Annotated in this window: 13 protein-coding genes and 1 tRNA gene; 13 read left to right on the plus strand and 1 reads right to left on the minus strand. The window is 47.5% G+C overall.

Annotation, left to right across the window (positions count from 1 at the left end; genetic code table 11):
- Positions 1–31 precede the first annotated feature (31 nt).
- The 11 genes from ACFOET_RS02710 to ACFOET_RS02760 all read left to right on the plus strand — a co-directional run bounded on the left by ACFOET_RS02710 (position 32) and on the right by ACFOET_RS02760 (position 11,591).
- Positions 32–946 (plus strand): pirin family protein, encoded by a 915-nt coding sequence (locus tag ACFOET_RS02710; RefSeq protein ID WP_379019314.1) that lies wholly within the window; start codon positions 32–34, stop codon positions 944–946.
- 119 nt (positions 947–1,065) lie between these two features.
- Entirely contained in the window at positions 1,066–1,422 is a 357-nt protein-coding gene (locus ACFOET_RS02715) for a DUF4260 domain-containing protein (RefSeq protein ID WP_379019316.1), read from the plus strand.
- 83 nt (positions 1,423–1,505) lie between these two features.
- Positions 1,506–2,549 carry an LLM class flavin-dependent oxidoreductase gene (locus ACFOET_RS02720; protein WP_379019318.1) on the plus strand — a complete coding sequence of 348 codons (1,044 nt, stop codon included), beginning with the start codon at positions 1,506–1,508 and terminating at the stop codon, positions 2,547–2,549.
- A gap of 423 nt (positions 2,550–2,972) precedes the next feature.
- Positions 2,973–3,503, plus strand: a complete 531-nt coding sequence (locus ACFOET_RS02725; protein WP_379019320.1) for a YceI family protein — start codon at positions 2,973–2,975, stop codon at positions 3,501–3,503.
- Between the two features lie 23 nt (positions 3,504–3,526).
- A complete protein-coding gene (locus tag ACFOET_RS02730) occupies positions 3,527–4,216 on the plus strand; it encodes a hydrolase (protein ID WP_379019322.1) in 690 nt (229 codons plus the stop codon).
- A 68-nt stretch (positions 4,217–4,284) separates the two neighbouring features.
- Positions 4,285–6,054 carry an amidohydrolase gene (locus ACFOET_RS02735; protein WP_379019324.1) on the plus strand — a complete coding sequence of 590 codons (1,770 nt, stop codon included), beginning with the start codon at positions 4,285–4,287 and terminating at the stop codon, positions 6,052–6,054.
- Complete coding sequence (locus tag ACFOET_RS02740) at positions 6,051–7,421, plus strand: alginate export family protein (protein ID WP_379019326.1); 1,371 nt, start codon at positions 6,051–6,053, stop codon at positions 7,419–7,421. The genes ACFOET_RS02735 and ACFOET_RS02740 overlap by 4 nt, the downstream gene beginning before the upstream one ends.
- 228 nt (positions 7,422–7,649) lie before the next feature.
- The gene (locus ACFOET_RS02745) at positions 7,650–8,624 is read left to right on the plus strand and encodes a zinc-dependent alcohol dehydrogenase family protein (protein WP_379019328.1); all 975 of its coding nucleotides are present in this window, start codon (positions 7,650–7,652) and stop codon (positions 8,622–8,624) included.
- A 43-nt stretch (positions 8,625–8,667) separates the two neighbouring features.
- Complete coding sequence (locus ACFOET_RS02750; protein WP_379019330.1) at positions 8,668–8,862, plus strand: hypothetical protein; 195 nt, start codon at positions 8,668–8,670, stop codon at positions 8,860–8,862.
- 14 nt (positions 8,863–8,876) lie between these two features.
- Complete coding sequence (locus ACFOET_RS02755) at positions 8,877–9,140, plus strand: zinc-binding dehydrogenase (protein ID WP_379019332.1); 264 nt, start codon at positions 8,877–8,879, stop codon at positions 9,138–9,140.
- Positions 9,141–10,049: 909 nt separating this feature from the next.
- Positions 10,050–11,591: a Fic family protein gene (locus ACFOET_RS02760; RefSeq protein ID WP_379019334.1), complete on the plus strand. Its 1,542-nt coding sequence runs from the start codon at positions 10,050–10,052 to the stop codon at positions 11,589–11,591.
- 191 nt (positions 11,592–11,782) lie between these two features.
- Here ACFOET_RS02760 and ACFOET_RS02765 read toward each other — a convergent pair.
- A tRNA-Met gene (locus ACFOET_RS02765) sits at positions 11,783–11,855 on the minus strand.
- Between the two features lie 111 nt (positions 11,856–11,966).
- Here ACFOET_RS02765 and era point away from each other — a divergent pair.
- Positions 11,967–12,845, plus strand: coding sequence for a GTPase Era (era, locus tag ACFOET_RS02770; RefSeq protein WP_379019335.1), 879 nt, complete (start codon positions 11,967–11,969; stop codon positions 12,843–12,845).
- Between the two features lie 114 nt (positions 12,846–12,959).
- Positions 12,960–13,535 carry a 30S ribosomal protein S16 gene (locus tag ACFOET_RS02775; protein ID WP_379019337.1) on the plus strand — a complete coding sequence of 192 codons (576 nt, stop codon included), beginning with the start codon at positions 12,960–12,962 and terminating at the stop codon, positions 13,533–13,535.
- The last annotated feature ends 88 nt before the right edge of the window (positions 13,536–13,623 follow it).

A 13,623-nucleotide genomic window follows, 5' to 3' on the forward strand; every position in this document is an offset into this window, starting at 1 on the left:
TCAGAATAAGTGGCCCCTTAAAAAATTTGTTATGTTAGATATCGTTATCGAATCCCGGAAAGCTGAAATTTCAGCAGGTTTTTCCGTAAAACGCATTCTCCCGTACCAGCTTCGTAGAATGGTCGGTCCATTTATTTTCATGGACCATGGTGGTCCGGTAACCATCCCGGTGGCCGAAGCGAGTAACCTGGACGTGCTGCCGCATCCGCATATCGGCTTGTCTACGGTTAGCTATTTGTTCAGCGGCAATGTGACCCATCGCGACAGCCTGGGCGTGGAGCAGGTGATCACGCCCGGAGAAGTCAATTGGATGACGGCCGGGAAAGGCATCACCCATAGCGAACGGTTCGAAGATCCGGCGATGCTGGCCGGTGGAAAGCTGGAAATGATCCAGACCTGGGTGGCTCTTCCGGAGAAAAGCGAAGAAAGCGACCCTGCTTTTGATAATTACAAACCGGATCAGTTGCCTGTCTTCACCGATACAGGTGTATGGATGCGGTTGATTGCGGGAGAGGCCTATGGTTTGAAAAGTAGTGTTAAAACACATTCCCCGTTATTCTATGTGCATGTTACCTTGGAACAAGGCGCCCGTTTCGGTCTGCCCCCGGAGCACAGCGAACGGGGGGCTTACGTGGTGCGGGGCCGTGTGGAAGTAAATGGAAACACCTATCGAGCCGGGCAATTGCTGGTGTTTAGCAAGGGGGTCGATCCATTGATCATCGCCAAAGAACCCACCACATTAATGATGCTTGGCGGTGAACATTTAGGAGACCGGTTCATTTGGTGGAATTTTGTTTCAAGCAAGCGGGAACGGATTGAACAAGCCAAGGAGGACTGGAAGCAGGGGCGAATGGACTTGCCGCCCATGGACAACGAAGAATTTGTTCCCTTGCCCGAAAGCAAAAGTAAGCCCGCAGGGAGCCCTCCGCCTAATGCGCTTTCCTGACCGTTTGAGATGCAACACGAACACATGGACATTCTGACAGCCAGCGGACCAACTGTGGAGAAATCATTGGATAAAATCAAGAATTAAATATCTTAACAACATCAGTCATGTCGAACACAATGAATAACCTGTTGAAACTGGAAGAATTAGGGCAATTTCTGCTTTCAATTCTTCTATTTAGTCAATTAGACTATGCTTGGTGGGTTTTCCCCGCCTGCCATCTATTACCGGATTTATCCATGATAGGCTATTTGGTAAATCCTAAAATAGGTGCTTGGCTGTATAATTTTTTTCATCATAAGTTTGTCGCTATCGCCATTTTTGTTTTAGGACTTGGGCTAGGCAGCTCGTTGATCACTTTAGCAGGCGTAATCTTATTTGGACATTCGGCCATGGATAGGATTTTTGGTTACGGACTGAAATTCAATGACAATTTTAAAAATACACATTTAGGTTGGATAGGAAAAAAGAACTAAGAACTTGTTGAAACCCAAGAATGCGAACAGGGCGATGAAGCAAATACGTTTTACTTTGAATGGATAGCATATGAAGGTTTCATATGCAAAATAAGAAAAAAATGGAAATAGGAATCGATAGTTTCGCCTCTGCGATGTACGGCAGCCATACCCTTAGCAGTGTGGATGCCATGGAACAATTGCTCGAACGGATTGTTCGCGCGGATGAGGCAGGACTAGCCATTTATGGCATTGGTGAGCACCATAAGAAGGAATTTTTGGACTCCGCACCGGCGGTTATCCTCGCGGCCGCTGCGGCGCGGACGAAAAACATACGCCTGGCCAGCGCCGTTGCTGTGTTAAGTACCTCCGATCCGGTACGCGTTTACCAACAGTTTGCCACTCTTGACCTGATCGCCAAGGGTCGTGCGGAGCTCGTCGTGGGTAGAGGCTCAGCTGTCGAAGCCTATCCGTTATTTGGTTATAATCTTAACGATTACGATGCCTTGTTTGAAGAAAAATTGGGACTTCTGCTGCAAATCCGCGAACAGGAGTTCGTTACGTGGTCGGGCAAATTCAGGCCGGCGCTGGAAAACCAGCCGGTCTACCCACGGTCGGTGCAAGAGAAACTCCCGGTTTGGCTTGGCGTCGGCGGTACGCCCGCGTCATTTGTCAGGGCCGGCACCCTCGGGCTGCCACTCATGGTCGCGGTAATTGGTGGAGAAACGGCACGTTTTCGTCCACTGGTCGATCTATACCGCGAGGCCGGACATCGGGCCGGCTTCGCACCGGACCAGTTAACGGTAGGCTTGCATTCACCTGGCTACGTAGCCGAGAGCGATGAGAAAGCTATTGCAGACTATTATCCGGGTTATGCCGAACTCTGGACCAAGGCCGGAAGGGAGCGTGGCTGGCCACCGGTAACCAGGGCTGGATTTGATGCCATGGTGGCACCGAAAGGTTCGTTGATAGTAGGTGGGCCGGAGCAGGTAGCCGCCAAATTATTGCGGCATAGCGAGGCATTGGGTGGTGTGAATCGGTTTACTTTTCAGATGGATAATGCGGGGCTCAGCCATGAACAGCTGTTACGTTCTATCGAACTCATTGGCACAGAAATTATACCGCGGGTTAATAAAACGCGCAGCTAATCTCCGCCGAATCATGGTGATGTAAAAATAGGTCTACAACCTGTTTGACATCCGGCAAAAATGTGAAAGAAAGCATTCAGGTACTTAAGAGGATGTAGCAACTTTGGTTGTCTTTATCAGGCTGGAGTGATTTGCCAACATAATATGACAGCATTGTTCAGGATGTATTTCCCCCTTATGGTTATACTACGTTCTCAGTAGTTTTTCTTTCGAAAACGGTCTATCAGATCAGTTACCACACCTGTGATTACCCCTATTAGTTTAGCACTGTCGCCCGAGGTTAACTTCTTGTGTCCAAATAACGACCCAATTATTTCGTATTCATTCATTTCTTAAACCAGTTAAATGAACAGGAAATTTTGTTGTCGCAGCTTTGTCGTATCAGGATGACAGTTAAAAAATAATCAAAAAACAACGAAAAAAATGGCAAAATCAGTCTGGACAATAGATCCATCACACTCCGAAATCGGCTTCAGTGTAAAACACATGATGTTTACCAAGGTATCCGGAAAGTTCAACGACTTTCAAGCAGCCGTCGAAAATGACGGTGACGCATTTGAGACTTCTGAAATTTCTTTTTCAGCAGAAGTGGGGTCTATTAATACCAATAACGTTGACAGGGATAATCATTTGAGAAGTGCCGACTTCTTTGACGCGGTGAAATTTCCGAAGATTACATTCAAATCAACCGGCATCAAGAAAATTAATGAAAGGGAGTTTGAAGTATCTGGAAATCTTACCATTAAAGATGTAACCAAGAAGGTGACATTGGATACAGCCTACAGCGGCTTGATGACAGATCCATGGGGTAATACGAAAGTTGGTGTTGCTGCGTCTGGAAAGATTAACCGCATCGAATTCGGGTTAACATGGAATGCCTCGCTCGAAACAGGTGGTGTTTTGGTCGGAGAGGATGTCAAATTGGTGTTTGAGGTGCAATTAATCAAACAATAACTACATATTTTAATTTTACACAAATGAAAAAGTCGATTTTATCGTTCGTATTGGGGGTGGTGACATTCGTAGCAATTGCTCAGAACCCGGGCCCTGAGTTGTTAGACCCGACCAACCATTCCTTGCTGTTGATCGATCACGAAGGTCAAATGGCGTTTGCTACGCACAGCATTTCAGCAACCGAATTAAGAAGCAACGTCGCATTGGTCGCAGGGGCCTCCAAAATCTTCAACGTCCCCACCGTGGTTACCACGGTGGCTGAAAAGTCCTTCAGTGGACCGGTATTCCCGGAAATCCAGGAATTCTACCCTGAATCGACTTCCGGTTATATCGACCGCACCACCATGAACACCTGGGAAGATGTAAACGCCCACAAAGCAATCACCGGCAAAGGCAAAAAGAAAATCGTCATGGCGGGTTTGTGGACCAGCGTGTGCATCGTTGGCCCGGTGTTGTCGGCAATAGATGAAGGCTATGATATTTATGTAATCACCGATGCTTCGGGAGACGTGACCAAAGAAGCGCACGACCAAGCCGTCACCCGCATGGTGCAGGCGGGCGCCAAACCCATGACGTCCCTGCAATACTTATTGGAATTGCAACGCGACTGGGCACGCCAGGAAACGTACCAGGCCGTAAATGACCTGGTAGTAAAATACGGTGGTGCCTACGGCATCGGCGTGCAGTATGCACGTGAGATGCTGAAAAAGTAAATCATTTTTTTGTAACCCAAAAAGGCAGGGCGGCACACGCCTGCCTTTTTTTTAATTTGATGAGAAGCATGGAAACCACAAAAAATTTATTGCTGGGCACGTTGCTTTTGGGCGCGTCCCTGATACATGCCCAACAAGCTGATATCATCATTACGAACGGAAAGGTCACTACGTTGGGTGATGAAAACCAGGAAGTACAAGCGGTAGCCATATCGGAAAACAGAATCCTGACCACAGGAACGAACAGCGACGTACTAACGCGCAAAGGACCGAACACCACGATCGTGGACGCCCAAGGCAAGCGTGTCATACCCGGACTTTTCGATAGCCACATGCACGTGATCCGCGGCGGTCGGTTCTATAATGCGGAGCTGCGATGGGATGGGGTAACCTCACTCAAGAGGGCGCTCCAGCTGCTGAAGGAACAGGCCAGGCGTACGCCGGAAGGTCAGTGGATACGCGTGGTAGGCGGTTGGAACGAATACCAGTTTGAAGAAAAAAGACTTCCTACCCTCGAGGAAATCAATGAAGCTACGGGCGACGTGCCGACCTTCATCTTGTATTTATACGGCAAGGCATGGCTTAACAAAGCCGGGCTGGAGAAACTGGCGATCACAGGAGACACGCCAAATCCGCCGGAAGGGTTGATCCAGAAGGACAGTAACGGAGACCCGACGGGGTTGTTGGTGGCCGAACCTAATGCCTTCATCCTGTATTCCACCTTGGGCAAGTTGCCCAATATGACCCGGGTAGAAGAGGTTAACTCCACCATACAATTCATGACCGAACTCAACCGTCTTGGTGTTACCGGCGTGATGGATGCCGGTGGCGGTTTTCAAAACTTTCCGGATGATTATGGCATCACCGATGAGCTGTACGAACAAGGAAAGATCACGGTTCGTTTGCCTTATTTTTTGTTTGCGCAGAACAAAGGATCTGAACCCGAAGATTATAACCGATGGATCGGCATGGTGGAGTTGCACGCCGAGAAACCAACGAATAAAATCGATTACTACGTAGGGGGTGGCGGGGAAAACATCGTCGGTGATGCCGCGGATTTCGAGAATTTCCTGTTTCCCCGTCCCGTGCTGACGCCTACGATGGAATTTCAACTGAAAAGGGTGATCAAATTGTTGGTAACCAATCGTTGGCCCTTCCGGCTACACGCCACCTACAACGAAAGCATTGACCGGTTTTTGAAGGTGATTGAAGAAGTTAACCAGGAAACGCCGCTCGATGGCTTGGTTTGGTTCTTTGACCATGCCGAAACTGTGAGCGAGGACAACTTGCAACGGATCAAGACGCTGGGTGGAGGTATCGCCATCCAACACCGGATGGCATACCAGGGTGAAACATTCATTCAGCGTTACGGCAGGAAACCTGCTCTGAATGCACCGCCCATCAAACGCATTATGGAGCTGGGGCTTCCCACGGGATTGGGAACCGACGGCACACGGGTGGCATCCTACAACCCCTGGGTGGCCCTTTACTGGATCACCACCGGAAAAACGGTAGGCGGCACCCAACTCATGGCCGAAGAAAACACCTTGGATCGAACCACGGCCTTACGCCTGGCAACTCACAAGGGTTATGAACTCATCAGGGAAGCACACAAAGGCAAAATAGAAGAAGGCTATTATGCCGATCTGATCATCCTGGATGATGATTACTTCGAGGTGCCTGATGAACGCATCAAAAACATTACGTCCAAGCTGACCATTGTGGACGGCAAAATCGTGTATGGCGACGACGATTACCGGGCAATTGCCCCCGCACCTTTGCCGGTACTTCCAGACTGGAGCCCGGTAAAGTATTTCGGTGGTTACCAGCGGCAATGAACCTGAGGTATATATTAGGATGCGTTTTTTTACTGTCCGTATCCTCGCAGCTCCTGGCGCAGCCGTTCAAGCTGATGCGCCAGGATGAAGACTACACGGGGTTGGCTGACAGTTCCCGTGGTATATACAACCGGTTGAAATACACGCCGCTGTCGCGAGATGGCCGCGCATATCTTTCATTGGGAGGGGAAGTTCGGGGAGAGGTTGACTACGCGTTGCATGAAGACTGGGGCGAGCACGGCTTGGGGCGGGATGTCTTTGTGCTGCAGCGCTACCACCTTCATGCGGATTTGCACCTGGGCAATCGGGTACGTGTTTTCGGCCAACTGCGAAGCGGTTTGGAAGATGGACGTAAGCGGGGACCCCGTGGCATCGATGAAGATCAGCTCAACGTACAGAACCTTTTTGTGGATGTTGTACCGTTTGGTCGAACAGGCCGAACGCTCACGGTACGTTTGGGACGGCAGGAACTACGCTATGGCAGCGGGCGGTTGGTAGACGTACGGGATGGTCCCAACCTCCGGTTGTATTTTGACGGGGCTAAAGTGGCTTATGCCTCGCCCCGTCTTCACGTAGATGCCTTTGTGATGGCAGACGCCCGGGTGAATACCGGTGCTTTCGACAACACGTCTAACCGTAAAGCCAACCTCTGGGGTATTTACAGCACCTACATCACGCCGAAAAACCTTCTGTTCGATTTCTACTACCTCGGTATTCATCGTGCCGATTCCCGGTTTAATGCCGGTATAGCCGACGAATCCCGCCATACGCTCGGTACGCGGTTTTGGCAGGATGGCATTGGGTTTGTCTATAATTTTGAGACCGGTTTTCAATTTGGGGCCTTCGGTACCGAACGGATTCGTGCAATGGCACTTTCCTCTGAAGTCGGTTACGTATTTGCACACAGTAAGCGATTGCCTGCGGTTAAACTGCGGACCGATTACATTTCCGGTGATAAAGCCAGCGGTGACGGCACGATGGGAACCTTTAACGCCATGTATCCGAATGGCGGATATTTCGGGATGAACCCCCAGGCAGGTCCGGCCAATTTGAGGTCTGTTCACCCTAACTTAACCTGGAATCCCACTGATCCCTTCATCTTCACGCTGGATTTGGTGTTTTACTGGCGTAATTCATTGAATGACGGTATATATGGCCCCAGTGGTGCATTAACGTTATCATCATCCGACGCTAAGAAACGGTACATCGGGACGGCATATATGACTACCTTTTCGTGGCATATCAATGATTTTTTGAACTATAACATCGGTGTGCAATATTTCAAAACGGGTCACTTTATCAACGATGTGATACCACAGCACAAGGATGGATTTTTTTTAGGGTCGGTATTAGCGTTTAAATTTTAGTGCAAGCTCGCATTTGTCCAGCAGGCGTGGAATTTTGCGATGTGTCTGATTATTTAAAAACAATGTCTGCAGCGTGTATTTTGATTGCCACAAGAAAGGGATAATGGATAATGGACTTACTATAAAAGAAATGAAAAAGCAATGCCAGATTTAGCAAACATATTAAGGATAAACTATATTTTTTTATTAATCTTTTAGGTTTTTACCTAATAACGTAAATTGATAAGTATGAAAGCAGCAGTATTAAAAGAGTTTGGCTCGATTGAAAATTTCGAAATTGTAGAAATACCTACACCTAAACCTGGGTTCAAGGAAGTTTTGGTAAAGGTATTTGCAACTTCTGTTAATCCGTTGGACTACCAGGTACGTCGTGGGGACTACAAAAATGAATTGGAGTTACCTGTTATTACAGGTCACGACATATCAGGAGAGATAGTAGCGCTTGGACTAGGGGTAGAAAATTTCAAAATCGGTGATCAAGTGTATTATAGTCCCGAGATTTTCAAGGGATACGGAAGCTATGCACAATACCACGTTGCCCACGAGTCTATCATTGGTTTAAAACCGAAAAATCTTAGTCATCTGGAGGCTGCCACACTTCCTTTGGCTGCAGGAACCGCTTGGGAAATGTTAGTTAGCAGAGCGCAGCTCAGAATTAACCAATCTATTTTGGTTCATGGCGGTGCAGGTGGAGTGGGAATTCCAACCATTCAAATAGCCAAGGCTATGGGGGCAATTGTATATACAACGGCAAGAAAAATTCATCATGAATTCCTTCGTGAATTAGGCGCCGACTTTGTAATTGACTATGAAAATGAGAATTACGTCGACGTTATTCAGCAAATGACGGATGGTAGCGGCGTTGACATAGTCATCGATACGATAGGAGGTAATACACTTTCTGATAGCGGAAAGATACTCCGTCAGTTAGGGCAAGTAGTTACCGTGGTGGATATCGAAAAGCCACAGAACCTTATCGAGGCTTGGGGAAAAAACGCTACCTATCACTTTGTCTTTACCCGGCAAAATAGAAATAAGTTGGATGAACTGACCCGATTGGTAGAAAGCAAAAAGCTAAAACCAGTTTTAAGTAAGGTTTTTCCATTGTCAGAGATAGGGAAGGCTCATGCTTTGTTGGAATATAGGGCCGGGGATAAGAATTTTTATGGAAAAATCGGAATAGAGGTTGAAAAAGAGCTATAAAAGCAGGTTCTATTTCAGACCAATTAAAAAAAGTAATATAGAAATGAAAGCAATTGTATTAAAGGCACCGGGTGGTGTAGAAAACCTATTCATTCAGGATATAGACAAACCCGCCATCAAGTCTGGGGAAGTGTTAATACAGACCAAAGCGATAAGCATCAATCCTGTCGATGTAAAGTCGCGTTCTGGAAAAGGTAATTTGATTTCTTCCTCGATACCATTGGAGGCGATAACATAAACCACTCACTCGAAGTGACTAAGGAGGGCGGCACTATTATCAGTATCCCCACCGGATTGAGTGAAGAAGTAAGATTAAAGGCGGCTTCCAAAGGTGTGCAAGGCTACTTCTTCTTAGTGGAATCCAACGGTAGCGATATGGAGCAGATAGCGTTACTTTTGAAAAATGGAATCCTGAAACCGCATATTTTCGAAACTTATGGGTTCGATCAGATGCGAGAAGCTCATTTACAACAAGAGACCGGTAAGACAGTCGGTAAACTAATCGTTACGACATAGTACTGGAATAGTATGACGTTGTATGTCTGACGAGGAGTTGTACTGTTGCCTGGCACCGATTGCGTTCACGTTGAACGCCTGCTCTTTCACTTTCCTTACGGCTGTTGTGAATACGTTGCCCGAAAGCGTATTTATATGAATACCAAAATGGCAACCATACCCGTTATCCAACTAAATGATCGAAACTTCAAGCTCAACGTTTAAGAGATGCTTCGCCAGTACAGCGATCCGGTTTAAGCCTAGTAACAGACCAAGTAACGCACCCAGTTTTACTTCCCTCAGGCATTGGTTAAAATAAGAAAAGGATGAAAGTCGAACGCCGAGATCAAAATTAATATTTCTGTGAATTTCTTGTTTTCAACGATTTATAACAAAAAGAAAAGAGGCGACTAACTTTTGCTAATCGCCTTATCTTCAGTGTAGCGGGAAGTTTACAAGTGTCGAACTTTTTGGAGGATTACGAGGCTATTTTGGATGCAAAGTACGTCCTCGAATAGTTTAGAAATTATCTCTTAAAACAAAGAACTTTAGACTGAATACCATGCAACTAGATTTCCAGTATCTTATCCTTCTACCCGAGCCCAGCGTCCTGCGACTCAATTGGGTGCCCGGCTCCTCGGAAAGCTTGGCATGGAAGTTCCGGGGGGCTTGGCGTAGTCACCATCATCGGCGAGAGTTTCATCGCACAGTATAGGCTCCGCCAGGCGGGCGGTGCTCCCGAATCTGCGATCGCCGCCAGTTTTGACATCCTGCCAGTCCCGGCATATTTGGGATTATGTCTTGAAAAATTTGTACCTTTGCGTTAACTTGCTTGATAAACTTGCAAAACACAATATGATTGCCTTGAAAAATTTGCGCATTCATCGGAAATGCAGGCCGTTAGCTTGAAAAATTTGTAAAACGACAGCGATGAACAAGGACATCTCGGTACTCCTGCAGGAAATTATCTTTTCCTCGGACGAACCTCGTATCAGCAGGGCGATAAGCAAGCTCGTTAGAGAAGGCAGGCTCAGGAAGATTGCACCAAAGATTTTCACTTCAAACCTGGAGGAAGAACCCGCGGATATTATTTATCGGAACCGGTTCAAGATCATCGGCCACTTGTATCCTGGAATATTGCTTAGCCACCGCTCGGCACTGGAATATAAACCCACAGGTACCGGCCACCTGTTCCTCACCTATAGTTATGAACGCAGGGTAAACCTGCCCGGGATTAAGCTCAGCATCATGGCGGGCAATGCTGCCATCCCGGGTGACAACCTGCTAACCGACGGACTATACGTCTCTGGGCAAGAACGTGCCCTGCTGGAAAACCTGCAGGAATCCCGTAAGGTCGGCGGGGAATCCAAGACCCTGCCACTGCCAGAAATCGAGGAAAAACTTGACCAGATCGTCCGGGTAAAAGGCGAGGACGGACTCAACGAACTGCGTGACCGGGCGAGGCAGGTTGCCGCGACACTCGGCATGGATAAGGAATTCGGGAAGCTGGACAGGATGATTGGGGCGATGCTGTCCACCAAGTCCACCGACATCCTGAAATCCCCGATAACCATCGCCCGAGCGTTTGGACACCCGTACGACCCGGCCCGGCTGGAGGTCTTCGAGCAGTTATTCGTAGAACTACAGCAGCGCGAATTTGCCGATCAGCCCGAGGTGAACAACGCCCCACGTGCTTTCCGCAATTTTGCCTTCTACGAGGCCTACTTCTCTAATTTCATCGAGGGAACACGCTTTGACGTGCAGGAAGCACGGCGTATTATCGAAACCGGAAAACCCCTGCCCGCAAGGGACGAGGACTCCCACGACGTACTCGGCACCTATCAAATCGTCAGCAACCGGCAGGAAATGGCCATCACACCCGAAGATACAGGGCAATTGCTGGAAATACTACGATACCGCCATAGGACATTGATGATCGCCCGACCTACCAAAAATCCCGGCGAGTTCAAGGATAGGAACAACCGGGCCGGTGATACCGAATTTGTAGACCATACCCTCGTCAGGGGCACGCTCATGCGGGGTTTTGATTTTTATAGGGCGCTGAAACATCCTTTTGCCAAGGCCGCGTACATGATGTTCATGGTCAGTGAGGTGCACCCTTTTCTTGACGGGAACGGAAGACTTGCAAGGGTCATGATGAACGCCGAGCTGACCGCAGCAGCGCAGACCAAGATTATTATTCCCACTGTTTACCGTGAGGACTACCTCGGTGCGCTCCGGCAGCTGACCCGCAGGCAGCAGCCCGACACCTTTATCCGCATGCTGCAAAGGGCACAGCAATTCAGCGCCACCATCACCGGTGAGGATATGGACACGATGCAGCAGGTATTGGAAGCAAGTAATGCGTTTAAGGAAGGTGATGAACACATCCTACGCATTGCCTCTCCGTCGCGTAACCCGTGGGAACCCGACGAGGACCGGCAGGATAAAGGCCGGAGTGTTCGGCGTTAGCCGCTTCGTGAAAATCCAAGCAATATATCCAGTTTTTACTATCCCCTCAAGGTATTAGTTGTAGCAAGAAAGCAGATGAAAGCCGAGCCCCGAGACGAAATTTATTGCTTTTGTATGTCGCTTATTTTCAGCAAAAAATACTGAAAAAAGAAAAGGTTACCAGTTTTACGCCGATAACCTTTCTTTCGTAGTAGCGGGGATTGGACTCGAACCAATGACCTTCGGGTTATGAGCCCGACGAGCTACCAACTGCTCCACCCCGCAATGTATTTTTATATTTTTGTTTCCGGCATTGCGACCGGAGTTAATTTCTTTTCCGAATTGGACTGCAAAGATATAATTTGTTCCTTTGCAAAACAAATCAAATTTAAAAAAATGTCGCACAAAGCCGGATTCGTAAGCATCATCGGAAAGCCGAATGCAGGTAAGTCTACGCTAATGAACGCGTTAGTAGGGGAGAAAATGTCAATTGTGACATCGAAAGCGCAGACAACGCGGCATCGGATTATCGGTATTGTAAATGAGCCGGATTACCAGATCGTGTTTTCAGACACACCCGGAGTGATCAAGCCCGCTTATACTTTGCAGGAATCCATGATGAATTTCGTGCAGGGCTCAATTATCGATGCCGATATTATTTTGCTGGTTACCGATATCAACGAAAGATACGATGAACACGATGTGATCGAAAAGCTTCGCAAAACGGAGTCGCCAGTGGCTGTGCTGATCAATAAGATCGATAAATCAACGGAAGTAGAAGTGAAAAGCAAGATCGTTCACTGGCAAGAGACTATTAATCCGAAGGTAATTTTCGCAATATCGGCTTTGCATGGTCACAACATAGCCGCAGTCATGCAGTTTATCTTAAATAATCTTCCGGAGCATCCGCCGTATTACGAAAAAGATGCCCTCACAGATAAAAGCGAACGGTTTTTTGTGTCGGAGATCATCCGGGAAAAGGTGTTCAAGCTTTATGAGAAGGAAATTCCGTACAGCACTGAGGTAATCGTTACGGCGTTCAAGGAGGAAGAGCACATCACTCGGATCAGTGCCGAGATTATTGTAGAACGTGATTCGCAAAAGAACATTATTATCGGTAAAGCGGGTAGCATGATAAAAAAGGTAGGTACTTATGCGCGTGAAGACATTGAAGGGTTTTTGCAGAAGAAGGTATTTCTAGAGCTTTTCGTGAAGGTGATCCCCGACTGGCGCAAGAAAGATAATTACCTGAAACGATTTGGTTATGAACAATAGCAACAGCAAAACAAATAAGTCGCCTGGGTTTGTTGTTAAATAATTACTATCTTTGCAGCCCCGCAGCACGAGGCTCCGGGAACTATGTTGTATACATAATTTAACAAAAAAAGAATGGCAGTTAAAATCAGATTGCAAAGACACGGTAAAAAAGGCAAGCCTTTTTACCACGTTGTGGTAGCCGACTCGCGTGCTCCCCGTGATGGAAAGTTCATTGAGCGTATCGGCTCTTACAACCCTAACACAAATCCGGCGACTATAGACCTGAATTTCGATAAGGCACTTGATTGGTTGGATAAGGGTGCGCAACCTACGGACACTACCCGGACAATCCTTTCGCATAAGGGAGTTCTTTACAAAAAGCATTTGCTGGGTGGCGTAAAAAAAGGAGCATTTGACGAAGCTACGGCTGATGCCAAATTTGAGGAGTGGTTGAAGGGCAAAGAAGCAAAAATCCAAGGTAAAATGGACAACCTGGCACAATCGAAAGAAGAAGCCCGGAAAGCTGCGCTGGCCGCCGAGGCCAAAAAGAAAGCGGAAATAGCCGCTGCCGTTCAAGCCAAGAATACGCCGCCAGCCGAAGAGGCTCCTGAAGCGGAAGCAACAACAGAAGGAACAGCGGACGTGTCTGCAGAGGAAACCCCTGTAACGGATACATCTGCTGGCGAAGAGACGAAGATTGAAGAATAATAATAAGTTATTGTTTATTCTATAAAAAAAACCGCTCCGGGGTTAATCGCTTGGAGCGGTTTTTTTTGCGTTTGATGCATCTTATTTC

The sequence above is a fragment of the Parapedobacter deserti genome, assembly GCF_042646065.1.
GTDB lineage: Bacteria > Bacteroidota > Bacteroidia > Sphingobacteriales > Sphingobacteriaceae > Parapedobacter > Parapedobacter deserti.